The following is a 24,403-nucleotide window of genomic DNA, read 5'->3' as shown; positions in this document are numbered from 1 at the left end:
CGCCCTCCCCGGCCCCCGGTGGGCCCCGGGTGTCGGCCAAGCCGATGCCGCCCCGGCGGCCGGCCGCGCCGACCCCTGGCCCGAAGCCCAAGGGCCCGGTGCCCGGTCCGCCGCAGCCCGCGGCGCCGGTCGCCAAGCCGGCGAGTGCCCACGACATCGAGGTGGCGGCCGCCGAGGCGCGTGCCGCCGCGCTGAAGGCTGAGCAGGAGGCCGCGGTCAAGGCCGCGCAGGCCGCCCGCCAGCAGCAGCGGGAGAACGTCCGACGGGAGCCCCCGACCGAGGGCGGTCCCCGTCCGGGTCCGCGTCCCGGCCCGAACGCCGTGCCGCCCCGTCCGGGTTCCCCGGCCGCGGGTCGTCCCGGCGGTCCGCAGCCGGGCCCGGGTGCCCGGCCGGGCGGTCGTCCGCCGGCGCGCGGCGCCGGCAACAACCCGTTCGGCATCCAGGGCGGTCAGCAGCAGCGGCCCCCGGCCGCCAGCGCCGGCGGCCCCCGGCCCAGCCCGGCGGGCATGCCGCCGCGGCCGAGCCCGGCCTCCATGCCGCCGCGGCCCAGCCCGGCCTCCATGCCGAGCCAGCGGCCCACCACCGGTCGCCCCGGCGGTCCCGGTGGCGGGCGTGGCGGCCCCGGTGGCGGCGCGGGCCGTCCCGGTGGCGGTGGCGGTGGCTTCCGCGGCGGTCCCGGTGGCGGTGGCGGCGGCGGTGGCGGTGGCTACCGTGGTGGCCCCGGTGGCGGCGGCGGTGCTCCCGGCGGCGGTTTCCGTCCGGGTGCCCCGGCCGGCGGCGGTGGTCGTCCCGGTGGCGGCGGTCGTGGCCGTGGCGGCGGCGCCGCGGGTGCCTTCGGGCGTCCGGGTGGCCGGCCGACCCGTGGTCGCAAGTCCAAGAAGCAGCGCAGACAGGAGTTCGACAACCTGTCGGCCCCGACCATGAGCTCGGGTGCCCCCCGGGGTCAGGGTCAGGTCATCAGGCTCTCCCGTGGCGCCTCGCTGTCCGACTTCGCCGACAAGATCAACGCCAATCCGGGTTCGCTGGTCCAGGAGATGTTCAACCTGGGCGAGATGGTCACCGCGACCCAGTCGTGCTCCGACGACACCCTGCTGCTGCTGGGTGAGCACCTCGGCTTCGAGGTGCAGATCGTCAGCCCGGAGGACGAGGACCGCGAGCTGCTCGCGCAGTTCAACATCGACCTCGACGCCGAGGTCGCGGAGGACCGCCTGGTCAGCCGTGCGCCGGTGGTGACCGTCATGGGTCACGTCGACCACGGTAAGACCAAGCTGCTCGACGCGATCCGCAAGGCGAACGTCGTGGCCGGCGAGGCGGGTGGCATCACCCAGCACATCGGCGCCTACCAGGTCCACGTCCCGCACGAGGGCGAGGACCGGGCGGTGACCTTCATCGACACCCCGGGTCACGAGGCGTTCACCGCCATGCGTGCCCGTGGTGCCCAGGTGACGGACATCGTGGTGCTGGTGGTGGCGGCCGACGACGGCGTGATGCCGCAGACGATCGAGGCGTTGAACCACGCCAAGGCGGCCGACGTGCCGATCGTGGTCGCGGTCAACAAGGTCGACAAGCCGGAGGCCAACCCGGACAAGGTCCGCCAGCAGCTGACCGAGTACGGGCTGGTCGCCGAGGAGTACGGCGGCGACACGATGTTCGTCAACGTGGCGGCGAAGCCCGGTATCGGCATCGACGACCTGCTCGAGGCGGTCCTGCTGACCGCCGACGCGTCGCTGGAGCTGACCGCTCCGATCGACGGGCCGGCGCAGGGTGTGGCCATCGAGGCGCACCTGGACAAGGGCCGCGGCGCGGTGGCGACGGTGCTGGTGCAGAAGGGCACCCTGCGGGCGGGCGACTCGATCGTCGCCGGCGGGGCGCACGGCCGGGTCCGGGCGATGCTCGACGAGAACGGCAACCAGGTCGCCGAGGCGGGTCCGGCCCGTCCGGTCCTGGTGCTCGGTCTGACCGCGGTGCCGGGTGCGGGTGACACCTTCCTGGCGGCCGAGGACGACCGCACGGTGCGCCAGATCGCCGAGCAGCGGCAGGCGCGGCGGCGGGCGGCGGCGTTCGCCAACTCCCGTGGCCGGGCCACCCTCGAGACGCTCATGGAGCAGCTCAAGGAGGGCGAGAAGACCTCGCTCAACCTGGTGCTCAAGGGCGACGTCTCCGGCTCCGTGGAGGCCCTCGAGGACGCGCTGTTCAACCTCGACATCCCGGAGGAGGTCCAGCTCAGGATCATCCACCGGGGCGTGGGCGCGATCACCGAGAGCGACGTCATGCTCGCGAGCGCCTCGTCCGAGGCGGTCACGATCATCGGCTTCAACGTGCGGGCCGCCAACAAGGTCCGCGAGATGGCCGACCGCGAGGGCGTGGAGATCCGGTACTACACCGTCATCTACCAGGCCATCGAGGAGATCGACGCCGCGCTCAAGGGGCTGCTCAAGCCGGAGTACGAGGAGGTCGAGCTGGGCACCGCGGAGATCCGCGACGTCTTCCGCTCGTCCAAGATCGGCAACATCTCCGGTTGCATCGTCCGGTCGGGCATCATCCGGCGCAACGCCAAGGCGCGCCTGCTGCGGGACGGGTCGGTGGTGGCGGACAACCTCACCATCAGCTCGCTCAAGCGGTTCAAGGACGACGCCACGGAGGTGCGCGAGGGCTTCGAGTGTGGTCTGACCCTGGGTGGTTACAACAACGTCCAGGTCGGCGACATCATCGAGACCTTCGAGATGCGGGAGAAGGCTCGCGCCTGATCCGGTGAACCACTGATCGAGGGGTTTACGCCGAAAGGCGTAAACCCCTTGATCATGTGGGGGGCCGGCCGGGTATCGTCCGGGGCGATGTTCACCGGAACTGCGGTCTTCGACCTGCTGCTGCCGGGCGACTCCCGGTCGCTCAAAGCCAAGAGATCATACGTACGTCCGATCGTGGCGGCGCTGCGCCGCTTCGAGGTCTCGGCCGCCGAGGTCGGGGCGCTCGACCTGCACGGTCGGGCGGAGATTGCCGTGGCCGTGGTGGCCGCCGAGGCGTCCCACGTGCGCGAGGTGCTGGACTCCTGCGAGCGCCTGGTGGCCGGCCGGCCGGAGACCGAGTTGCTCTCGGTGCGCCGGCGGCTCTACGGCGAGGAGGACTGACCGGGCGACGCGCGGGACGTGGCGACGGACCCCGTCCCGCACGCCCGCGTCCCGGACGTCCCGACGCGGCCGGCGGCGCGGTCGCGCGCGTCCGGCGGGTGGTGACGTCGCCGGTCGGCGAGGGTACGCCGGGGGCTGTCGTGACCGGGCCGGCGCATGCCGGCGGCGCGCGGCGGCAGTTGCCGCGCGGGTAGTGTTCGAGATGTTGGCCGGTCGGCTCCGGGGCGCTCCGCGTCATCGGTGACGGCTGGGAGCAGGACGCCGTGGAGGTGGCGATATGTCGGATCCGGCCAAGGTACGCCGGCACGCGGAGCGGGTGCGTGAACTGGTCGCGTCGGTGGTGCGGAGCCAGATCAAGGACCCCCGGCTCGGCATGATCACCATCACCGACGCCCGGATCACCGCCGACCTGCGCGACGCGACCGTCTTCTACACGGTGCTCGGCGACGCGGCGGCCCAGTCCGGCACCGCCGCGGCGCTGGAGAGCGCCAAGGGCATGCTGCGCAGCACGGTCGGCAAGGCCCTGGGGCTGCGGCACTCGCCGACCCTGACCTTCGTCCTCGACGACGTGCAGGACCAGGTCAAGCACATCGACGACCTGCTCGCCCAGGCCCGCAGCGCCGACGCCGAGGTGCAGCGGCTCGCCGCCAGGGCCGAGTACGCGGGCGAGCCCCAGCCGTACCGGCTGGACGAGGACGCCGACGACGAGGCGCACGACGAGGACGAGGACGAGGACGAGACCCCGCCCCGGGGCGGGGACCGGCGGTGACCGAGCCCGCCGGCGGGCCGGCCGGTGGCGCCCTCGCGGAGGCGACGCCACCGGCCGAATGCGGCCCGGCCGAGGCGGACTGGGCGGCTGCCGTCGCGGCGGTGCGGGCCCTGCCGTCGGACGGGCGGGTGCTGTTGATCTGTCACGTCAACCCGGACGGGGACGCGCTGGGCAGCATGCTCGGCTTCGGGCTGGGGCTGCGTCGGCTGGGCGTACGCCGGATGCAGGCGACCTTCCCCGGCCCGCCGGAGGTGCCCGAGCCGTTCCGCGAACTGCCCGGGCTCGACCTGCTGGTGCCGGCGACCGAGGCATATCCGGACCCGGACCTGGTGATCTGCTTCGACGCGGCCAGCGAGTCCCGGCTCGGTGAGCTGGTCGACCGGCTGGACACCGCCGGTGGCGCGCTCGTACTCGACCACCACGCGTCGAACACCCGCTTCGGTCGGGTCAACCTGGTGGACCCGCACGCGGCGGCCACCTCCGTGGTCGCCGAGGGGCTCCTCGCCCGGCTCGGCGTCGCGCTGGACGCGGCGATCGCGGAGTGCCTCTACGTCGCCCTGAGCACGGACACCGGCTCGTTCCGGTTCGAGGCGACCACCCCGGCCGTGCACCAGCTCGCGGCGCGCCTGCTCGCCACCGGCATCCGCCCCGGCGACATCTCCCGGCGGATCTTCGACACCCGGCCGTTCGGCGCCGTGCGTCTCTTCGGCGAGGTGCTCGGCCGCGCGTGCCTGGAGCCGGCCGCGGCCGCCGGGCACGGCCTGGTCTGGACGTACGCCACCCAGGACGACCTGGCCCGGCACGACCAGCGGGCGTACGTGCTGGAGGCGCTGATCGACTCGGTCCGGTGCACCGCGGAGGCCGACGTGAGCTGCGTGGTCAAGCAGACCGCGACCGGCGACTGGGCGGTGTCCATGCGCAGCAAGGGCGCGGTGGACGTCAGCCGGGTGGCGGTCGCGCTGGGCGGCGGCGGGCACCGCTTCGCCGCCGGCTTCACCGGGCGCGGGACCGTCGACGAGGTCGTCGGCCGGATCCGCGCGGAGCTCGACGGCGCGCTGACGGAGCCCGGCCGGCGCTGAGCCGGCCCCCGGCGACCGAAGATCAGGGTCAGCTCCGGGGAGTGTCCGTCTTCCGGGGCCCGGCGAGTACGGGGAGAATCGCGGGATGGAGCAGCCCCACGAGCTCACCGTCGAGGCGCCCCGCGCCTGGGACCGTCCCGTCGTCACCGTGCCGGTGCTCGTCTGCCTCTCGCTGGTCGGCGGCCGGTTCGCGTCGTTCTCGACGGAGGCCAACCTCTGGACCGTCGGCACCGGCGGCGTACTCATCTGGCTGGGCCTGAGCAACCGGGTGCCCCGGCGACCCGCCCCGCGCCGGCTCGGCGCCCCGGCGGCCTGGTGGGCCCTGCCGGTGGTGGTCTTCGGGGTCTTCGAGGGGGCCACGTTCGTGCTGGCGGTGGGGGACGACTTCCCCACCTTCTCCCGGCTGGCCGATCCGCTGCTGGAGGACCGGCTGGTCCGCTCGGCGGCCTGGCTGGCCTGGCTGTCGGCGTTCTGGGGGTTGGTGCGGCGATGATGCGGGCGTTGGCGATCGGCGGCTTCCTGGCGGCCCTGGTGCTCTTCGCCGCCGTCGAGTGGGCGGCCCGGCGCGAGGGCTCCCGGATCCCGACCCTCGGCGAGGTCTGCGCGTACGTGATGCGCTACGAGGTGGGCTCGGTGCCGGTCGGCCGGATCGGGCTCTTCGGCTTCTGGTGGTGGCTCGGCTGGCACTTCCTGGCCCGCTGATCGCCGCCCCGCGCATCCCCCGTCTCGCGGGCCTCCCCGGCCCGAGCGGCCAACGTGAGTCCAGATCGCGGGAACCGTGGGCAGCATGTGGACCTGAACGATAGCTTGGGAATCGGCCGGCGTCGTGTGGCGGCGCTGGCCGTGGGCGGTGCGGCCACACCCGGCAACACCTCCCTCCAGGGTCGATCGACCCGGGCTCACGCTGCCCACCAGCCGCTCCGGTGACCCCGGACCGCTGCCGGGCGCTCAGCACGCCGCCCGTGCGGGCCGCCGTCGAGTCGGTGGCCCACGCCCTGGAAGGGGACCACCATGCCGAACAAGCCCAAGCCCGAGACCACCGACGAGGCCCGCGAGCAGATGCGCCGCGCGCTGCAGACGTCGATGGACACCCGTCAGTGACCCAGGCCGCCCGGCGGTGACGCGGCCGGCGTCCCACGCCGACAGCGTCACCGCCCGCCTGGCCCGAGTGGGTGTCGCCCCGACTGGGGTTTCACGCCCGTAGCGTCGCCGCCCGCGCGGCAATGAGCCGGCATCGCGCCCCGGAGCGGGGTTACGCCGACAGCGTCGCCGCCCGGCCGGCCGGCGTCGGGCCTCGGGTGGCGGCCCTGCGCCCGAGCCGCCACCTTCCTGCGCTCCGGTCCCTGGTGACGGCCGACCCGGGCGTCGGCAGGAGTCCCTCTCCCGCGCGACCGCGCGCGCCGGCTCGACCGCGCGCTGATCCATCCGACCGGCACCACGCGTAGCCCGGCCGCCCCCACTGACGACACCACGTAGCCGGCGGCGACCCGTCGAACTGGACGGCGAACCGCCTCGAACGGCCTGACGGTCGGAAATCGCCACCGTCCTGCCGATCTTGGTACCCAACGGCCCCACCAGGGGCACTTTCCTGCCAAGATCCGCCAGCCGCCAGCCGCCAGCCGCCAGCCGCCAGCCGCCAGCCGCCCGGCATGGGTTGGGCGCGCGTCGCCGGGCTGGCCGCCGGTGTCTGCCCGGGTTGAGTCGTCTGCGACATCAGTTCCACAGCGTCGACGGGTGCGACCCGTTGTCGGAAGTCATTCGCGGCGGTCGCGGTGCGGTAAGCGGTCACTCATCTTGCGATCCTTACGCTGGGCGTGCCATGATCGGCGGCGATGAGTCAGTCCACCGTTTCCGATTCCCGGGCCGCCGCCCCCCGCCGGATCGCCGCGCTCGCCCTGCCGGCGCTCGTGGTGCTGGCCGCCGAACCGCTCTACGTGCTCGTGGACACGGCGGTGGTGGGGCACCTCGGCCGGGTGCCGCTGGCCGCCCTCGCCGTCGGCGGGACGGTGCTGACGCTCGTCGCCTGGCTCGGCACCGTGGTCGCGTACGGCACCACAGGACGGTCGGCCCGACGCTTCGGGGCCGGCGACCGCGCGTCGGCCGTCGCCGAGGGCGTGCAGTCCTCGTGGCTGGCCCTCGGGGTGGGCGTGCTGGTCGCGGTCGGCATGCAGGTGGGCGGTGGGGCGCTGGCGCGTACGCTCGCCGGCGGGCCGGGCGAGGTGGCCGACGCCGCCGCGCAGTGGCTGCGGGTCGCGGCGCTCGGCGCCCCGGGCCTGCTGCTCGCCGCCGCCGGCAACGGCTGGCTGCGCGGCGTGCAGGACACCCGTCGCCCGCTGGCGTTCGTGCTCGGCCCGAACCTGCTCTCCGCCGTGCTCTGCCCCCTGCTGGTCTACCCGGCCGGGCTGGGCCTGGTCGGCTCCGCGGTGGCCAACGCGGTCGCCCAGACCGTGTCCGGCCTGCTCTTCGCCGGTGCGCTGGTCGCCGAGCGGGTGTCGCTGCGGCCCCGGCCGCGGCTGATCGGGCAGCAACTGGTGCTCAGCCGGGACCTGCTGATCCGTGGCGTCGCGTTCCAGGCCAGCTTCCTCTCCGCCACCGCCGTGGCCGCGCGCTTCGGCGCCGCCGCCGTGGGCGCCCACCAGATCGCCCTGCAACTGTGGTTCTTCACCGCGCTGGTGCTCGACGCGCTCGCCATCGCCGCCCAGTCGCTGATCGGCGCCGCGCTCGGCGCCGGCGACGACGCCGGGGCGCGGGCCCTCGCCCGCCGGATCGGGCTGCTCGGTGGCGCCTGCGGCGTGGCGTTCGCCGTGCTCATCGCCGCCGGCGCCGGCGTGGTCCCCGGCTTGTTCAGCTCCGATCCGCAGGTACGCGACCAGGCGATGCTCGCCTGGCCGTGGTTCGTGGCGATGCAGCCGCTGGCCGGCGTCGTGTTCGCCCTCGACGGCGTGCTGATCGGCGCCGGGGACGTCCGCTACCTGCGCAACCTGACCATCGTGGCCGCCCTCGGCGGCTTCCTGCCCGCCATCTGGCTGGCGTATGGGCTCGACCTCGGCCTCGGCGGCATCTGGGCCGGGCTCACGCTGTTCGTCGTGATCCGGTTGGTCGCCCTGCTGCTGCGGCTGCGCTCCGGGGCCTGGGCCGTGGTCGGCGCGGTGCGCTGACCGTCCGGCCCCGGTGCGCGTGCCCGCCGCGCCGGCCGTTCACCCGACCCCGTACGGCGGCGGCGGGGCGCCCGACCCGGTCTGGCAGGCTTTGGTGTCGTGAGCGCAGACGGTCTGATCGTGGTCGACAAGCCCGGCGGCATGACGTCGCACGACGTGGTGGCGCGGATCCGCCGGTTGGCGCGGACCCGCCGGGTGGGACACGGCGGCACCCTCGACCCGATGGCCACCGGCGTGCTGGTGATCGGGGTCGGGCGGGCCACCCGCCTGCTCACGTACGTGATCGGCGCGCACAAGAGCTACACGGCCACCGTCCGGCTCGGGCAGGCCACCGTCACCGACGACGCGGAGGGTGACGTGATCGCCACCACCCCGGCCGGGCAGGTCACCGACGAGTCGATCCGGGCGGCCCTGGCCGCGCTGACCGGCGACATCGACCAGGTGCCGAGCGCGGTCAGCGCCATCAAGATCGACGGGCGGCGGGCGTACAAGCGGGTCCGCGAGGGGGAGAGCGTCGAGCTGCCCGCCCGCCGGGTCACCGTCTCCCGGCTGGATCTGCTCGCCGTGCGCCGGGACCAGCCCGACGTGGTCGACGTGGACATCGACGTGACCTGCTCCTCCGGCACGTACATCCGGGCCATCGCCCGGGACGCGGGCCTGGCGCTCGGGGTGGGCGGGCACCTGACGGCGCTGCGCCGTACCGCCGTCGGCAACTTCGCCCTCGCGGAGGCCGCCACCCTCGACGAGCTGGAGGGGCGCGCCCCCGAGGTGGTGAACCTGCCGCTGGCCGCGGCGGCCGACCGGTTCTTTCCGCGGCGCGACGCGGGCGTCGACGAGGCGAGGGTGCTCTCCCACGGCGGGCCGCTGGACCCGGCCGGGATCCCCGGGCCCTACGCGGTCTTCGGCCCCGACGGCGGGCTGATCGCTATCGTCAGCGAGCGGGACGGCCGGGCCCGCGCGGAGATCGTGCTCGCCCCCGCCTGACGGCGGGGCGGGTCGTGGGACCGGCGGCCGGCTCGGCCCGCCGGAGAGGCAGGGAAGGAGCGCAATGCAGCGGTGGCGGGGGTACGACGCGGCGCCCGGTGGCTGGGGGCGGTCGGTCGTCACCATCGGCGTCTTCGACGGCGTACACAAGGGGCACCAGGCGACCATCGGGCACGCCGTGGCCCGGGCCCGGGAGCTGGGCGTGCAGTCGGTGGTGGTGACCTTCGACCCGCACCCGGCCGAGGTGGTCCGGCCCGGCTCGCACCCGGCGGTGCTCACCGAGCCCGCCCGCAAGGCCGAGCTGATCGAGGCGCTCGGCGTGGACGTGCTGTGCGTGGTGCCGTTCACCCCGGAGTTCTCCCGGCTGCCCGCCGAGGCGTTCGTGCACGACGTCCTGGTCGAGCACCTGCACGCCGCCCTGGTGGTGGTGGGGGACAACTTCCGCTTCGGGCACAAGGCCGCCGGCGACGTGGCGCTGCTGGAGCGGCTGGGCCGCACCTTCGGCTTCGGCGTCGAGGGGGCGCCGCTGGTCGCCGAGGCGGGCACGGTCTTCTCCTCCACGTACATCCGCTCCTGCGTCGACGCGGGGGACGTCGGGGCCGCCGCCGCCGCGCTCGGCCGCCCGCACCGGCTGGAGGGCGTGGTGGTCCGCGGCGACCAGCGCGGCCGCGAGCTGGGCTTCCCCACCGCCAACCTGCTCTGCCACCGGTACGCGGCGGTGCCCGCCGACGGCGTCTACGCGGCCCGGCTGGTGCGCCGGGGCCACACCGAACCGCTGGCGGCGGCGGTGTCGGTCGGCACCAACCCGACCTTCTCCGGCCGGGAGCGGCGGGTGGAGGCGTACGTGCTGGACTTCTCCGGCGACCTCTACGGCGAGCGGCTGGCGCTGGACTTCGTGGCGCACCTGCGCGGGCAGATCCGCTACGACGCGATCGAGCCGCTGATCGCCCAGATCGAGCAGGACGTGGAACGCACCCGGCGGGCCCTCGGCTGACCCGCGTCGCGGCCCTTGACCGGCCGCCGCCCGGCCGTGCTGGTAGTCTGGCGGGGACGTCGGCTGACCGACGTGGGGCCTCGCGTGCCTGCACGACGCCGCGGGTGCGAGGTACCGGTCCGTTTCCGGTCTCCTGACCGATCCGACGGACACCATCGAACAACCCACGAAACAGGGAGAACATGGCGCTCGACCAGGAAGCCAAGGCAAAGATCCGCGCGGAGTACGCGACCGCCGAGGGCGACACCGGTTCGCCGGAGGTGCAGGTCGCGGTCCTCACCAAGCGGATCGCCGAGCTCACCGAGCACCTGAAGGTGCACAAGCACGACCACCACAGCCGCCGCGGGCTGCTGCTGCTGGTCGGCCGTCGCCGTCGGCTGCTCAACTACGTCCAGAAGAAGGACATCAACCGCTACCGGTCGCTCATCGAGCGGCTCGGTCTGCGCCGGTGACGTGACGGGGGAGTGGCCTGCGGCCGCTCCCCCGTTCCGGTACCACTGAAGAAACGGGCCGTGCGACCACCCGACAGGGAGCCGGTCAGCGTACCGGTCTCCGGTAGTGGCCCCCGGGTAACCCGGCATCTCGCCGGCCACCCGGGCGCTTCGATCGAAGACCGGCCGTCTGAGCAGCTCCCCGCGTCGTGGGCCCCCGATGCGAAGGAGCACGACAGCACCATGACCGAGACCAACCTCGGCACCGAATCCCGTACCGCCGTGATCGACAACGGGTCCTTCGGCACCCGTGAGATCACCTTCTCCACCGGCCGCCTGGCCCGCCAGGCCGCCGGCTCCGTCATCGCCCAGCTCGGCGAGACGGTCGTCCTCTCCGCCACCACCGCCGGCAAGCAGCCGAAGGAGCAGTTCGACTTCTTCCCGCTGACCGTCGACGTCGAGGAGCGGATGTACGCCGCGGGCCGGATCCCCGGCTCGTTCTTCCGCCGCGAGGGCCGCCCCAGCGAGGACGCGATCCTCACCTGTCGGCTGATCGACCGGCCGCTGCGCCCGTCGTTCGTCAAGGGCCTGCGCAACGAGGTCCAGGTCGTCGAGACCATCCTCGCGCTCGACCCGCAGCACCCCTACGACGTGGTGGCGATCAACGCCGCGTCGATGTCGACCAAGCTGTCCGGCCTGCCGTTCTCCGGCCCGATCGGGGCGACCCGGATGGCGCACGTCGACGGCCAGTGGGTCGCCTTCCCGACCCTGGAGGAGCTGTCCCGGGCCACCTTCGACATGGTGGTGGCCGGTCGCGCCCTGGCCGACGGCGACGTCGCGATCATGATGGTCGAGGCCGAGGCCACCGAGCACACCGTGGCGCTGGTCGCCGGCGGCGCCCCCGCCCCGACCGAGGAGGTCGTGGCGAGCGGCCTGGAGGCCGCCAAGCCGGCCATCCGCGAGCTGTGCCGGGCCCAGAGCGAGCTGGCCGAGGTGGCCGCCAAGCCGGTCGCCGAGTTCCCGGTCTTCCTCGACTACCAGGACGACGCGTACGACGCGGTGGCCGACCTGGTCCGCGCCGAGGTGGCCGAGGCCCTGAAGATCGCCGGCAAGGCCGACCGCGAGGAGGCCCTGGACCGGGTGAAGGCCAAGGTCGCCGAGGAGCTCGGCCCGCGCTTCGAGGGCCGGGAGAAGGAGCTCAGCGCCGCCTTCCGGTCGCTGACCAAGTCCGAGGTGCGCAACCGGGTGCTGCGCGAGCAGGTCCGCATCGACGGCCGCGGCCCGCGCGACATCCGTCCGCTGACCGCCGAGGTCGGCGTGCTGCCGCGCGTGCACGGCTCGGCGCTGTTCGAGCGGGGCGAGACGCAGATCCTGGGCGTCACCACGCTGAACATGCTGCGCATGGAGCAGTCGCTGGACACCCTCTCCCCGGAGAAGTCCAAGCGCTACATGCACAACTACAACTTCCCGCCGTACTCGACCGGTGAGACCGGCCGGGTCGGCTCGCCGAAGCGGCGCGAGATCGGCCACGGCGCGCTCGCCGAGCGGGCGCTGATCCCGGTGCTGCCGACGCGTGAGGAGTTCCCGTACGCCATCCGGCAGGTCTCCGAGGCGCTCGGCTCCAACGGCTCCACCTCGATGGGCTCGGTCTGCGCCTCCACGCTGGGCCTGCTCAGCGCCGGTGTGCCGCTGAAGGCGCCGGTCGCCGGCATCGCCATGGGCCTCATCTCCGACGAGGTCGACGGCAAGACCCAGTACGTGACGCTGACCGACATCCTCGGCGCCGAGGACGCGTTCGGTGACATGGACTTCAAGGTCGCCGGCACCCGGGACTTCGTCACCGCGCTGCAGCTCGACACCAAGCTCGACGGCATCCCGTCGGACGTGCTGGCCGCCGCGCTCCAGCAGGCGCACGAGGCCCGGCAGACCATCCTCGACGTGATGCAGCGGGCGATCGAGGCCCCGGCCGAGATGTCGGACTACGCGCCGCGCGTCACCACGGTCAAGATCCCGGTCGACAAGATCGGCATGGTGATCGGCCCGAAGGGCCAGACCATCAACGCCATCCAGGACGAGACCGGCGCCGAGATCTCCATCGAGGACGACGGCACGATCTACGTCGGCGCGACCAACGGGCCGTCGGCCCAGGCCGCCGTCGAGCGGATCAACGCGATCGCCAACCCGACGCTGCCGAAGGTCGGGGACAAGTTCCTCGGCACGGTGGTCAAGACGGCCGCGTTCGGCGCGTTCGTCTCGCTGCTGCCGGGCCGCGACGGCCTGCTGCACATCTCGAAGGTGGGCGACGGCAAGCGGGTCGAGAAGGTCGAGGACTTCCTCAACGTCGGCGACAAGGTCGAGGTCGAGATCGCGGACATCGACGCCCGCGGGAAGATCTACCTGGACAAGGTCCGCCCGGAGGGCGCCGAGGCGCCCGCCGCGGGCGAGGCCGCCGGTGGCGAGCGTCCGGCCAGCCGGGACCGGGGCGACCGGGGCCCGCGCGACCGCGGTGACCGCGAGCGCGGCGGCGACCGGGGCGCCCGTGGTCCGGGCGGCGGCGAGCGCGGCCAGGGCGGCGGCGAGGGTGGTGGCGAGGGCGGCGAGCGTCCGCGCCGCCGGACCCGGCACAGCTGACGCACCGCACCGATCGCACCACCCACCCCTCGTCGATCTGGGAGCAACACGTGAGTCGGGCCGCCTCCGCGCCGTTTCCGCCGGATCGACGGGGGGTGGCGTCGTCCCCGGGCTCCCCGGGGGCGTCCTTCCGGGGCGGCGGGGCGGCCCGCTCCGGCGGCGCCTCCCGGGCGGTGACCCGGACGATCAGCGACGATCCGCTGGGCGGCACGGTACGCCGTACCGTGCTGCCCAGCGGCCTGCGCGTGCTCACCGAGGCGATCCCGGCGATGCGCAGCGTGTCGTTCGGCATCTGGGTCGCGGTGGGCTCCCGGGACGAGACCGGTCCGCAGGCCGGCGCCGCGCACTTCCTGGAGCACCTGCTGTTCAAGGGCACCAACAAGCGCAGCGCGCTCGACATCTCCTCGGAGATCGAGGCGGTGGGCGGTGAGACCAACGCCTTCACCACCAAGGAATACACCTGTTACTACGCCCGCGTGCTGGACGAGGACCTGCCGCTGGCCATCGACGTGATGTGCGACCTCGTCGCCGACTCGGTGCTGAACCCGGCCGACGTGGAGACCGAGCGGGGCGTGATCCTCGAAGAGATCGCCATGCACGACGACGAGCCCGGCGACGAGGTGCACGACCTCTTCGCCCGGGCGGTCTACGGCGACCACCCCCTGGGCCGGCTGATCTCCGGCACCGAGGAGACGGTCACCCCGATGACCCGGCGGCAGATCCAGGGCTTCTACCGCCGCCGCTACACCGCCCCGCAGATCGTCATCGCCGCCGCCGGCAACCTGGACCACACCGCCGTCGTCAAGCTGGTCCGCCAGGCGCTGCGCGGCACCCCGCTGGACACCGACCCCGCGACGCCGGCGCCGCACCGGTCGGCCACCCCGGCGGTACGCACGAAGCCCGCCACCACCCTGGTGGAGCCGAAGGAGACCGAGCAGGCGCACGTCATCCTCGGCTGCCCCGGCATCGACCGGCTCGACGGGCGCCGCTTCGCCCTCGGCGTGCTCAACAACGTCCTCGGCGGCGGCATGTCGAGCCGGCTGTTCCAGGAGATCCGCGAGCAGCGCGGCCTCGCCTACTCGGTCTACTCCTACGCCAGCCAGTACGCCGACAGCGGCCTCTTCGCCGTCTACGCCGGCTGCGCGCCGGGCAAGGTCGACGAGGTGCTGGAGCTGACCCGGGCGGAGCTGGCCCGGGTGGCCGCCGACGGGCTGACCGAGGCCGAGGTGGCCCGGGGCAAGGGGATGAGCAAGGGCTCCTTCGTGCTGGGCCTGGAGGACACGGGCTCGCGGATGAGCCGGCTGGCCAAGGGCGAGCTGCTCTACGGCGACCTGATGCCGGTCGACGAGCTGCTCAGCCGGGTCGACGCGGTCACCGTGGCCGACGTGAACACCCTGGCCGCCGAGCTGCTGAGCCGGCCGATGTCGCTGGCCGTGGTCGGCCCGTTCGGCAAGGACGACTTCTCCGCCCGCTGACCGCCCGCCGGGCACCCGGCCCGACGGCCGCCCGCGCGGCACCGGCTCCCGGACGTTCCACGACTCCGGCCCGCCCCGGACCATGTCCCGTGCGCCCGCGGCGTCGGGGCGCACACCGCCGAGGGGCGGGGGCGCACCACCGCCGAGGGGGCGGCGGTGACCCGTGCGGGGGCGACCCCGGGACGTGCCGGTCCGGCGGGGTGCGGGCGCCCCGATTGGGATAGGTTGTGCCCCGTGACTGACGAGCAGGAGAAGAGCGCGGCCGAGCCGATCCGGGTCGGTGTGCTGGGTGCCCGGGGCCGGATGGGCGTCGAGGTGTGCAAGGCCGTGGACGCCGCCGCCGACATGGAACTGGTGGCCATGGTCGACCAGGGCGACTGGCTGTTCAACGCCTCAGACGCCGGGGCCGAGGTGGTCGTCGACTTCACCACCCCGGACGTCGTCATGGACAACCTGCACTGGTGCATCGACCAGGGCATCAGCGCGGTCGTCGGCACCACCGGCTTCACCGAGCAGCGGTTGGAGCGGGTGCGCGGCTGGCTGGCCCGCAAGCCCGGGGTGGGTGTGGTGATCGCCCCCAACTTCGGCATCGGCGCGGTGCTGATGATGCAGTTCGCCGCCCGCGCGGCCCGGCACTTCGAGTCGGTCGAGATCGTCGAGCAGCACCACCCCCGCAAGCTGGACGCGCCCAGCGGCACCGCCACGCACACCGCGCGGCTGATCGCCGCGGCCCGCGCCGAGGCCGGGCTCGCCCCGGCGCCGGACGCCACCAAGGACGAGGTCGCCGGTGCCCGGGGCGCCGACATCGAGGGGGTACGCGTGCACGCCGTGCGCGCCACCGGCCTCGTCGCCCACCAGGAGGTGCTCTTCGGCACCGTCGGCGAGACGCTGACCATCCGGCACGACTCGTACGACCGGGCGTCGTTCATGCCCGGCGTGCTGCTGGCCGTCCGCGCGGTCCGCACCCGGCCCGGGCTGACGGTCGGCCTGGACGCCCTGCTCGACTGACGGAGGAATGCCGTCGCGCGCGTGCCGGACGCCCTCTAGGCTGCCCGGATGATCGATTCTGGACACCTCGACCGGGCGGGCCGCCGGGTCACCCTGCGCCCGGTGGACGACGACAACTGGCGAGCCGTGGCCGACGTCGCCCCCCGCGACGACCAGCGCGCCTGGGTGCCGGCGCTGGCCGCCCGCTACCTGCTGCTCACCACGCGGTCCGACGTCTGGAACTCGCTCGCCGTGTACGCGGACGAGACCGTGGCCGGACACGTGATGTGGGGCGTGGACGACGACGGCTCGCGCTGGATCGGCGGCATGGTGGTCGACGCGGCCGAGCAGGGCCGGGGCGTCGGGCGGGCGGCCGTGCGCACCCTCGCCGCGTGGCTCGCCGACCAGGACGGCGGGCACCCCGTCCGGCTCTCCTACCACCCCGACAACGCCTCGGCCGCGCGGCTCTACACCAGCCTCGGCTTCGCCCCCACGGGCGCGATGGAGGACGACGAGCTGGTCGCCGAGCTGCGCCCGGCCGCCCCGTCCTAGTCCTGCAGCACCGACAGGATGTTGCCGGCCGGGTCGGTGAACCAGGCGATCGACGGCCCGTTGTCGCGCATGACGCCCTTCTCGTCCTGCGGCATGCCGGGGTAGCGCTCGAACCGCACCCCGCGCCCGGCCAGCTCGTCGACGGCCCGGTCGATGTCGTCGACCGGGAAGTTGAGCACCGTGTAGGTCGCCGGGGTGTGGTCCTCCTTCGGGTAGACCAGGATGTCCCGGTCGCCGGCGACGTGCAGCGTCAACAGGCCGCCCATCGCGTCGTCCCGCGACACCCGCAGGCCGAGCGTGTCGGCGTAGAACCGTTGCGCCCGGTCGACGTCGTCCACCGCGAAGCTGCTCATCGCCTTCGTGTCCGTGAACATGCCTTTCCTCCTTGTCGTGGCGTACGCAGGGGTGGACGGCCCGGCCCGCCGGAACTCATCGCTGCGCAGACCCGAAACCGGGGACGCCGGGCCCGGGGTCGAGGCGCGCCGGCAGCCCGAACACCGGGAAGAGTTCCGGCGTGAGGAAGTGGGTGAGCCGGACGATCCGCCCCGCCGACGCCTCCAACAGGTGGATGCCGAACGGCCGGTGGCCGCCCGCCGGGTCGGGGCGGTAGTGACCCAGGGCGGTGCCGCCGTTGGCCGGCACCGGGACCAGCCGCGAGCCGCGGCACCCGGCGCCGGGGCCGAGCATCCACCGCCGGATGTCCCCGGGGCCGCGCAGCCACAGCGGGAACGGCGGCATGCTCTGCACCGCGTCCTCCCGCAGCAACGCGACGAGCGAGTCGATGTCGTAGCGCTCGAAGCTGGTGACGTAGCGGTCGAGCAGGTCGCGCTGTCGTGGGTCGAGCGGGGTGCCCGGCCGGTCGTCGCGGGCGGCCATCGTCGCCCGGGCCCGCTGGAGGGCGCTGTTCACGGCGGCGACCGAGGCGCCGACCAACTCCGCGGTCTCGTCGGCCCGCCAGCGCAGCACGTCGCGCAGGATCAGCACGGCCCGCTGCCGGGGCGGCAGGTGCTGCAGCGCGGCGACGAACGCCAGCCGGACCGACTCGCGGGCCTCGGCCACCGCCGCCGGGTCGCCGGCCGGCAGCACCGCCGCGTCGGGGGCGGGCCCCACCCAGCGGTCGGGCGCCGGCGCGCCCAGCGCGGTGGGGACCGGGTCGGCCGGCCCGCCGAACTCCATCGGCAGGGCCCGCCGGGCGCGCCCCCGCAGCTGGTCGAGGCAGACGTTGGTGGCGATGCGGTAGAGCCAGGTGCGGGTGGAGGAGCGGGCCTGGAAGCCGTCCCGCCCGCGCCAGGCGCGCAGCAGCGTCTCCTGCACCGCGTCCTCGGCGTCGAAGATCGAACCGAGCATCCGGTAGCAGTAGCCGGTCAGCTCGACCCGGTGCTCCTCGAGCGCCGGGTGGGCCGGGGCGGCGGCGCCGTCGGGGTCGTGGCCGGTCGGGCCGCCGTGGGTCACGCCCGCCCCGCTGGTCGCCGTCGCTGCGGTCATGGGGTCACCGTAGGCGACGCCTCCGACAGTGTCCGGCGATCCGGGTCCGGGCGGGACGTGTCGTCAGTCCGTGGGGGCCGCCGGCGACGGCACCGACCCGGCGGGCGGGGCGTCCGGGAGCGTCGCCTCCGCGGGCGTCGCGTCCGCCGGGTCCGCCTCCGCCGGCACCGCCACGTGCAGGCGCACCTGCGGGACGAGCATGTCGTCCACGTCCAGGGCACGGGCCGCGCCGTCGGGCTCCCAGCCGGTGCTGGTGAGGAACTTGCGAGTCGCCTCGTCGCCGTCGAACGCCCAGGCCACCGCCCGGACGAACCCGTCGGCGCGCCACAGGTCGACGGTCGCGGCCAGCAGCCGGCTGCCGTGCCCGCGCCGCCCCCACCGCGGCTCCACCAGCAGGTCGGTCACCGCGGCCACGTCCGGCCCGAGCGCCTCAACCGGCTCGCCGGGGGCGAGAGCCTCGGCATCGGCCGGACCGGAGGCGGCGAACCCCACCAGATACGATTGCTCGGCCTGTTCGACGGCGACCAGCACCCGGTGCGTCCCGGAGGGCGGCTCCTGCACCGCCGCGCTCCACCGCCGGGCGAGCCACGCCTCGTCCAGGTTGTCGAGTACGTGCCGGGGCAGGATCCGGCGATAGGCGACCCGCCAGGTCGCGAGCTGGATGCGTGCGATCTCGCCGGCGTCTTCCGGACGCGCCGGGCGGACGTACCCGAGAGCCATGGGACGGAAGCCTACGCAGGGCGAGGGAGGCGACGGTGGCGCAGGGTCCCCGACGGACGGTTCAGCAGGTCGTCGGCGTGGTCGCGCTCGCCGTGGCGGTGACCGCGTTCCTCTCCGTCGCGGCCGTCCGGCACGGCTTCTTCGACCTCAAGGTCTACTACGGCGCGCTGACCTGGTGGGTGCACGACGGCGGGGAGATCTACGACTTCCTCAAGCCCGGCACCCAGTACGGCTTCACCTATCCGCCCTTCGCCGCCCTGGTCATGCTGCCGATGGCGTACCTGCCCTGGTCGGCGGCGATAGCGGTGAGCGTGGCCGCCAGCGTGGTGGTCACCGCCGTGCTGTTCTGGTGGCTGGTCGACCCGATCTCCCGCCGGGCCGGCTGGACCCGCTGGTTCGCCCTCGCCGTGGCGCTCTGCCTGGCCGCCGCGTACGAGCCGATGCGCGAGACGGTCAACTTCGGCCAGGTCAACATGCTGCTGCTCTTCCTGGTCGCGGTCGACCTGCTGCGGCTGCTGCCGGCCGGCAGTCGCTGGGCCGGCGTCGGCATCGGCCTGGCCACCGCGATCAAGCTGACCCCGGGCATCTTCATCGTCTACCTGCTGGTCACCCGCCGCTGGCGGGCCGCCGTCACCTCGATGGCCGCCGCGGCCGGCGCGACGCTGCTGGCCGCCGCGCTCTTCCCCGACGCGTCGCGGGAGTTCTGGACCGAGGCGCTGTGGAACACCGGCCGGGTGGGTGAGCTGGCGTTCGTCTCCAACCAGTCGTTGCGCGGGGTGGTCGCCCGGCTGAACCCGGAGCACCCGAGCACCCTGGCCTGGCTGGCGCTGGTGCTCGCGGCGCTGGCGCTGTGGGCCTGGCGGTCCCGCGCCGCCGTGGCGGCCGGCGACGAGGCGACCGGCCTGGCGCTGACCGGCGCGGTGATGTGCCTGGTCAGCCCCGTCACCTGGGTGCACCACCTGGTCTGGCTGCTGCCCGCGCTGATCCTGCTGGTGGACAACGGCACGGCCGCGCCCGCCGGCGGCCGCCGGCGCCGTGTGCTGCTGGGCGCCGCGATCGTCGGGTACGGCTTCCTGATCAGCCGGATCGTCTGGGCCTGGGAGAAGGACTTCAGCGGGGTCGACGGCTTCCTCGGCAGCAACACCTACGTCTGGATCAGCCTGGCGCTGCTGGCGTTCCTGCCCATCCGTCGCCTGGGCGACGGCGGCCGGACCAGCCGCCGTCGGGCGACGCCGGCCGGGTCAGCCCTCGAGGCGTCCGGCGTACCGCAGCTCGACGAGCCCGACCGGCGGGCGCCCGCCGGCCAGCGGCACCGGGTAGGTCGACCGCTCACCGTCCGGTGACAGCCCGGCCCGCTCGTAGAACCGGCGGGCCCGGTGGTTCTCCGCGAGCACCCAGAGCCGGTAGTCGGACCAGCCCCGCGCGACCAGCCCGGCGCGGGCCGCCGCCAGCAGCGTCCGCGCCGTGCCGTCGCCCCAGTGCGCCGGCTCGACGTACATCGCCACCACCTCGCCGTGCGCGGGGTCCAGGTCGCCCCGGTCCTGGTTGTTGCGGTACGGGCCGAACGTGGTGAACCCGGCCAGCGTCCCGTCGGCCTCCGCGAGCAGGGTGGTGAACGGGTGCTCCGGGTCGGCGGTGCCGAGGTCCCGGCGGCGCTGCGCCCACGCCGCGACGTTGAGCCGCCGCAGCACCTCGTCGGGCATGATCCCGGCGTAGCCGGACTGCCACCCGTGGATGTGCACCCGGGCGACCGCCTCGGCGTCCTCGGGCTCCTCGCGCCGGATCGTGAGCATGCGTCCGTTCTATGCCCTGGCGGGCGATCGGTCCAGCGTCCGCTCCGGTGTCGTACGCGTGGATTAGGGTGCCCGACGATGGCCGCACCGGAATCGCTCTCGCTCGCCCAGGCCCGCCGGGTGGCGCTCGCCGCCCAGGGCTACGCCGACCCCCCGCCCACCGGCGTGCCCACCCGTCGGCACCTGCGCCGGGTGCTGGACCGGGTCGGGCTGATCCAGATGGACTCGGTCAACGTGCTGCAACGCGCGCACTACCTGCCGCTTTACAGCCGCCTCGGGCCCTACCCGACCTCGCTGCTCGACTCCGCCGCCTACCGCCGCCCCCGAGAGCTGTTCGAATACTGGGGGCACGAGGCGTCGCTGGTCCCCGTCGGGCTGCATCCGGCGCTGCGCTGGCGGATGGCCCGGGCCCACTCGGAGTCCTGGGGCGGGATGCGCCGGATCGCCGAGGAGCAACCCGGTCTGGTCGCCTGGGTCCGCGACGAGGTGGCCGCCCGGGGGCCGCTCACCGCCGCGGAGATCGAGCACGACGCGCCCCGGGAGACCGGCAACTGGGGGTGGAACTGGTCGGCGGTGAAGCGGGCGCTGGAGTTCCTCTTCTGGGCGGGCGAGGTGACCGCCGCCGAGCGCACCACCTCGTTCGCCCGTCGCTACGACCTGCCGGAGCGGGTGCTGCCCGCCGCCGTGCTGGACGCGCCCACGCCGACCGACGCCGAGGCGTACCGCACGCTGGTGGCGATCGCCGCGCGGTCGCTCGGCGTCGCCGCGGAGCCGGAGCTGCGCGACTACTTCCGGCTGCCCGTGGCCGGCGCCCGGCAGGCGATCGCCGAGCTGGTGGAGGCGGGCGAGCTGCTGCCGGTCGCGGTGCAGGGCTGGCGGCAGCCCGCCTGGCTGCACGCCGGAGCGCGGTTGCCCCGCTGGGTGCGCCGCAACACCCTGGTCAGCCCGTTCGACCCGCTGGTCTGGGAGCGGGCCCGCACCGAGCGGCTCTTCGACTTCAGCTACCGCATCGAGATCTACGTGCCGGCGCCGCAGCGGGTCTACGGCTACTACGTGCTGCCCTTCCTGCAGGGGGAGCGGTTCACCGCCCGGGTCGACCTGAAGGCCGACCGGAAGGCCGGCGTGCTGCTGGTGCCGGCGGCCTGGCTCGAGCCGGGGGCCGACCCGGGCGAGACCGCGCTGGCGCTCGCCGCCGAGCTGCACCGCCTCGCCGGCTGGCTGGGCCTGGACTCGGTGGCGCCGCCCGCCGCCGGCGACCTGGCCGCGCCGCTGGCCGCCGCGCTGGTGGGCGTGGCCGGTGTACGGTGAGCGACGTGACGAGCGTTGACGGACCGGCCCCCCAGCCGCATCCGCGGAGCGGCGGGGTCGACGCGCCGCCCCAGGCATGGCAGGCGGTCCCGCCCGACGGTGGGCAGGCCGGGCACCCCGGTGCGTGGCCGGCGGGTCAGGTGCCGCCCTACCCGGTGCCCGAGCCGGACCGGCTCACCCGCTTCGTCGTCCGCCTCTACGACCGCTCGCCGCGCTGGGCGGTGCCGCTGGCCGCGCTCGGCTGCGTCGCCGCCGGCATCGGCTACGCGCTGCTCAGCGACCCCACCCGCGCCGCGCCGGACGCCGCGCCGACCTGCCTGCTCAAGCTGACCACGGGGCTGGACTGCCCGGGCTGCGGCGGCACGCGCGCGCTCTGGTACGTGCTGCACGCCGACCTGCCGGCCGCCGCCCGGCACCACTTCCTCTTCGTCTTCGCGCTGCCCTTCCTGGCCTACCTCTTCGTGGCGTGGGCGGGGAAGCAGGCGTTCGGTTGGCGCCTGCCCGAGCTGCGGCTCAGCTCGAAGATGATCGGCGGCTTCCTCGTCGCCTGGCTGGCCTTCTCGGTGTTGCGCAACCTCCCCTGGGCCCCGTTCACCTCCCTCTACGTCTGACCGAGCCTGAGCAGTGCCCGCGTCGCCGGTCGGGCCGGGCGTCACTGCGTCCTTGTCCGTCTGGGTCGGTCACGTGCGTCCTTGTCGCCTGGGCCGGTCGCCGTGCCCGCGTCGCCGGTCGGGCCGGGCACCACGCGCGCCCCTGTCGAGCTGAGTCGTTCACGACATCACGCTTCCGGAGCCCCTGCCCGGCGTTGGTGCGGGTGCCAGGGGCCGCCGAAGGTCGTCCGGGTGCGCGGGCACGGCGCTGCGGTCCCGCGGACCCGCCGGTCGGGCAGGTCGACCGGTGCGGCCGACCGGTGTGCGCCATGGGCACCAACGGCCGGCCGGCGTCCCGCGAGTCGTCGCCGGCCAGCGATGTCGTAGACGACTCAGCTCGACAGCGCGCCGGAGGCGGTGCCGTCCGGGCCGTGCTCCGGCTGCGAAGTCCGACGGCGGACCGAGGGCGCGCGCCGCGTCGCTCGACATCGCCGCCGGGTGATCGACATTGCACCGGGCGAGCCTGGCTTGGGCGGCCCGGGTCGACGCCACTAAAGTCCCAGGAATGCCGGACATGGTGCAGCCCCAGGTCAAGCTCATCGCGTGGACCCACTTCGAGGCCCCGGACGACGTGCCGTGGTCGACCGACGCGGAGGGTGGCCAGGCCCTCGCCGAGTTCGCCGGGCGCGCCTGCTACCAGAGCTGGAAGAAGCCCAACCCGGCCACGGCCACCAACGCCGGCTACCTCGCGCACATCCTGGAGGTCGGGCACCTCTCGGTGCTGGAGCACGGCTCGGTCAGCTTCTACTTCAGCGGGGTGTCCCGCTCGTTCACCCACGAGCTGATCCGCCACCGGCACTTCTCGTACTCCCAGCTCTCCCAGCGGTACGTGCCGGAGCGGGACGCCGCCATGGTCGAGCCTCGGGTGATCGCCGAGGACCCGGAGCTGCACAAGAAGTTCGTGGAGGCCGCCGAGGCGAGCGTGCGCGCGTACAACGAGTTGCTGGAGGGGCTGGAGCAGCGCTTCGCGGACGTGGAGAACGCCACCCTGCGGCGCAAGCAGGCCCGCCAGGCGGCCCGTGCCGTGCTGCCCAACGCCACCGAGACCAGGATCGTGGTCACCGGCAACTACCGGGCCTGGCGGCACTTCATCGCCATGCGTGCCACCGAGTCCGCCGACGTGGAGATCCGCGAGCTCGCGGTGGAGTGCCTGCGGCAGCTCCAGGGGGTCGCCCCGAACGTCTTCGCCGACTTCGTCATCTCGACCCTGCCCGACGGCACCGAGGTGGCCGCCACCCCGCACGGGGAGTGAGTCCTGGGCCCTTCCCCGGCGGGGTGCCGGTGGTCGTCCGCTAGGTTGGTGGCATGACGCACGACCACCCTGACACCCCCGCCCGGACGGTGTCCCGCCCCTTCGGGCGAGTGCTCACGGCCATGGTGACCCCGTTCACCGCCGACGGCTCGCTCGACCTCGACGGGGCCGCGCGCCTCGCCAGTCACCTGGTCGACGAGCAGGGCAACGACGCGCTGGTGGTCAACGGCACCACCGGCGAGTCGCCGACCACCACCGACGCGGAGAAGGAGCACCTGATCCGGGCCGTGGTGGAGGCGGTCGGCGACCGCGCCAAGGTCGTGGCCGGGGTCGGCACCAACGACACCCGGCACACCATCGAGCTGGCCGCCGCCGCGGAGAAGGCCGGCGCGCACGGCCTGCTCGTGGTCACCCCCTACTACAACAAGCCGCCGCAGAGCGGCCTGCTGCGCCACTTCACCGCCGTCGCGGACGCCACCGGCCTGCCGGTGATGCTCTACGACATCCCGCACCGCTCCGGTGTGCCGATCGACACGGAGACGATGGTGCGGCTGGCCGAGCACGGCCGTTTCGTCGCCGTGAAGGACGCCAAGGGCGACCTGACCGCCACCAGCTGGGTCACCAGCCGGACGAACCTCGCCTTCTACAGCGGCGAGGACTCGCTCACCCTGCCCGCGCTCGCCGTGGGCGCCGTCGGCGTGGTCGGCACCTCGACCCACTTCACCGGCGCGCTCACCAAGCGGATGATCGAGGCGCACGACGCGGGCGACAACACCACCGCGTTGGACCTGCACCGGCGGCTGCTGCCGCTGTTCACCGGCATCTTCCGTACCCAGGGCGTGATCCTGGTGAAGGCGGGCCTGGCGGCGGCCGGGATGCCGGCCGGGCCGGTGCGCCCGCCGCTGGTCGACGCGACCGACGACGAGATCGCCCAGCTCCGCGCCGACTGCGCGGCGGCGGGCCTGGAACTTCCCGAATGACCGAACGATACGACGGGCGCCGGGTGA

The 24,403-nt window shown here is 74.4% G+C and carries 22 protein-coding genes and 1 pseudogene; 19 read left to right on the top strand and 4 right to left on the bottom strand.

The features are described 5' to 3' along the window. The 14 genes from infB to ACSNOB_RS12080 all read left to right on the top strand — a co-directional run. Positions 1-2,747: translation initiation factor IF-2 (gene infB, locus ACSNOB_RS12145; protein WP_436686752.1), on the top strand; the 2,747-nt coding region annotated here is incomplete at its 5' end. An 87-nt stretch (positions 2,748-2,834) separates the two neighbouring features. Further along, positions 2,835-3,128: a DUF503 domain-containing protein gene (locus tag ACSNOB_RS12140; protein ID WP_101414636.1), complete on the top strand. Its 294-nt coding sequence runs from the start codon at positions 2,835-2,837 to the stop codon at positions 3,126-3,128. Between the two features lie 277 nt (positions 3,129-3,405). Continuing rightward, positions 3,406-3,897 (top strand): 30S ribosome-binding factor RbfA, encoded by a 492-nt coding sequence (gene rbfA / locus ACSNOB_RS12135; protein WP_436686751.1) that lies wholly within the window; start codon positions 3,406-3,408, stop codon positions 3,895-3,897. Positions 3,898-3,998: 101 nt separating this feature from the next. Next, positions 3,999-4,976: a DHH family phosphoesterase gene (locus ACSNOB_RS12130; protein WP_436686754.1), complete on the top strand. Its 978-nt coding sequence runs from the start codon at positions 3,999-4,001 to the stop codon at positions 4,974-4,976. 85 nt (positions 4,977-5,061) lie between these two features. Continuing rightward, complete coding sequence (locus ACSNOB_RS12125; RefSeq protein WP_393104871.1) at positions 5,062-5,469, top strand: hypothetical protein; 408 nt, start codon at positions 5,062-5,064, stop codon at positions 5,467-5,469. Next, positions 5,469-5,678 carry a DUF6186 family protein gene (locus tag ACSNOB_RS12120; RefSeq protein ID WP_289281016.1) on the top strand — a complete coding sequence of 70 codons (210 nt, stop codon included), beginning with the start codon at positions 5,469-5,471 and terminating at the stop codon, positions 5,676-5,678. The genes ACSNOB_RS12125 and ACSNOB_RS12120 overlap by 1 nt, the downstream gene beginning before the upstream one ends. A 1,130-nt stretch (positions 5,679-6,808) precedes the next feature. Then, the gene (locus ACSNOB_RS12115; protein WP_436686750.1) at positions 6,809-8,134 is read left to right on the top strand and encodes an MATE family efflux transporter; all 1,326 of its coding nucleotides are present in this window, start codon (positions 6,809-6,811) and stop codon (positions 8,132-8,134) included. 141 nt (positions 8,135-8,275) lie between these two features. Beyond that, positions 8,276-9,118: a tRNA pseudouridine(55) synthase TruB gene (gene truB, locus ACSNOB_RS12110; protein WP_436686753.1), complete on the top strand. Its 843-nt coding sequence runs from the start codon at positions 8,276-8,278 to the stop codon at positions 9,116-9,118. Between the two features lie 64 nt (positions 9,119-9,182). Further along, positions 9,183-10,112 carry a bifunctional riboflavin kinase/FAD synthetase gene (locus ACSNOB_RS12105; RefSeq protein ID WP_436686749.1) on the top strand — a complete coding sequence of 310 codons (930 nt, stop codon included), beginning with the start codon at positions 9,183-9,185 and terminating at the stop codon, positions 10,110-10,112. 182 nt (positions 10,113-10,294) lie between these two features. Continuing rightward, positions 10,295-10,564, top strand: coding sequence for a 30S ribosomal protein S15 (gene rpsO, locus ACSNOB_RS12100; protein WP_043962418.1), 270 nt, complete (start codon positions 10,295-10,297; stop codon positions 10,562-10,564). 222 nt (positions 10,565-10,786) lie between these two features. After that, positions 10,787-13,174, top strand: a complete 2,388-nt coding sequence (locus ACSNOB_RS12095; protein WP_436686748.1) for a polyribonucleotide nucleotidyltransferase — start codon at positions 10,787-10,789, stop codon at positions 13,172-13,174. A gap of 50 nt (positions 13,175-13,224) precedes the next feature. Further along, positions 13,225-14,649 carry a M16 family metallopeptidase gene (locus ACSNOB_RS12090; protein ID WP_436686747.1) on the top strand — a complete coding sequence of 475 codons (1,425 nt, stop codon included), beginning with the start codon at positions 13,225-13,227 and terminating at the stop codon, positions 14,647-14,649. Positions 14,650-14,883: 234 nt separating this feature from the next. Beyond that, positions 14,884-15,657, top strand: a complete 774-nt coding sequence (dapB, locus tag ACSNOB_RS12085) for a 4-hydroxy-tetrahydrodipicolinate reductase (protein WP_393104858.1) — start codon at positions 14,884-14,886, stop codon at positions 15,655-15,657. Positions 15,658-15,705: 48 nt separating this feature from the next. Beyond that, on the top strand, positions 15,706-16,188 hold the full coding sequence (locus ACSNOB_RS12080; protein ID WP_436686746.1) for a GNAT family N-acetyltransferase: 483 nt from the start codon (positions 15,706-15,708) through the stop codon (positions 16,186-16,188). Here ACSNOB_RS12080 and ACSNOB_RS12075 read toward each other — a convergent pair. The 3 genes and pseudogenes from ACSNOB_RS12075 to ACSNOB_RS12065 form a co-directional block, all read right to left on the bottom strand. Further along, on the bottom strand, positions 16,185-16,562 hold the full coding sequence (locus ACSNOB_RS12075; RefSeq protein ID WP_436686745.1) for a VOC family protein: 378 nt from the start codon (positions 16,560-16,562) through the stop codon (positions 16,185-16,187). The two genes, ACSNOB_RS12080 and ACSNOB_RS12075, sit on opposite strands and share 4 nt — an antisense overlap. Before the next feature lie 55 nt (positions 16,563-16,617). Continuing rightward, positions 16,618-17,673 (bottom strand): sigma-70 family RNA polymerase sigma factor, encoded by a 1,056-nt coding sequence (locus ACSNOB_RS12070; RefSeq protein ID WP_436686744.1) that lies wholly within the window; start codon positions 17,671-17,673, stop codon positions 16,618-16,620. Between the two features lie 132 nt (positions 17,674-17,805). Continuing rightward, positions 17,806-18,393 (bottom strand): annotated as a pseudogene (locus ACSNOB_RS12065) (N-acetyltransferase family protein); the annotation flags it as partial. A gap of 35 nt (positions 18,394-18,428) precedes the next feature. Here ACSNOB_RS12065 and ACSNOB_RS12060 point away from each other — a divergent pair. Then, a complete protein-coding gene (locus tag ACSNOB_RS12060) occupies positions 18,429-19,736 on the top strand; it encodes a glycosyltransferase 87 family protein (RefSeq protein WP_436686743.1) in 1,308 nt (435 codons plus the stop codon). Here ACSNOB_RS12060 and ACSNOB_RS12055 read toward each other — a convergent pair. Then, the gene (locus ACSNOB_RS12055; RefSeq protein WP_436686742.1) at positions 19,635-20,186 is read right to left on the bottom strand and encodes an N-acetyltransferase family protein; all 552 of its coding nucleotides are present in this window, start codon (positions 20,184-20,186) and stop codon (positions 19,635-19,637) included. The genes ACSNOB_RS12060 and ACSNOB_RS12055 overlap by 102 nt on opposite strands. Before the next feature lie 78 nt (positions 20,187-20,264). Here ACSNOB_RS12055 and ACSNOB_RS12050 point away from each other — a divergent pair, with 78 nt between their 5' ends. The 4 genes from ACSNOB_RS12050 (at position 20,265) to dapA (ending at position 24,376) form a co-directional block, all read left to right on the top strand. Continuing rightward, on the top strand, positions 20,265-21,494 hold the full coding sequence (locus ACSNOB_RS12050; RefSeq protein WP_436686741.1) for a winged helix-turn-helix domain-containing protein: 1,230 nt from the start codon (positions 20,265-20,267) through the stop codon (positions 21,492-21,494). Further along, positions 21,491-22,105 carry a DUF2752 domain-containing protein gene (locus ACSNOB_RS12045; protein ID WP_436686740.1) on the top strand — a complete coding sequence of 205 codons (615 nt, stop codon included), beginning with the start codon at positions 21,491-21,493 and terminating at the stop codon, positions 22,103-22,105. The genes ACSNOB_RS12050 and ACSNOB_RS12045 overlap by 4 nt, the downstream gene beginning before the upstream one ends. Positions 22,106-22,658: 553 nt before the next feature. Next, complete coding sequence (gene thyX / locus ACSNOB_RS12040; protein ID WP_393105294.1) at positions 22,659-23,396, top strand: FAD-dependent thymidylate synthase; 738 nt, start codon at positions 22,659-22,661, stop codon at positions 23,394-23,396. Positions 23,397-23,449: 53 nt separating this feature from the next. After that, positions 23,450-24,376 (top strand): 4-hydroxy-tetrahydrodipicolinate synthase, encoded by a 927-nt coding sequence (gene dapA / locus ACSNOB_RS12035; protein ID WP_393104842.1) that lies wholly within the window; start codon positions 23,450-23,452, stop codon positions 24,374-24,376. Positions 24,377-24,403 lie beyond the last annotated feature (27 nt).

The sequence above is a fragment of the Micromonospora sp. URMC 106 genome (assembly GCF_051386395.1).
Classification (GTDB): domain Bacteria; phylum Actinomycetota; class Actinomycetes; order Mycobacteriales; family Micromonosporaceae; genus Micromonospora.
The sequence above is the reverse complement of the archived record's forward strand: the minus strand, read 5'-3'. Positions and strand labels throughout refer to the sequence as shown.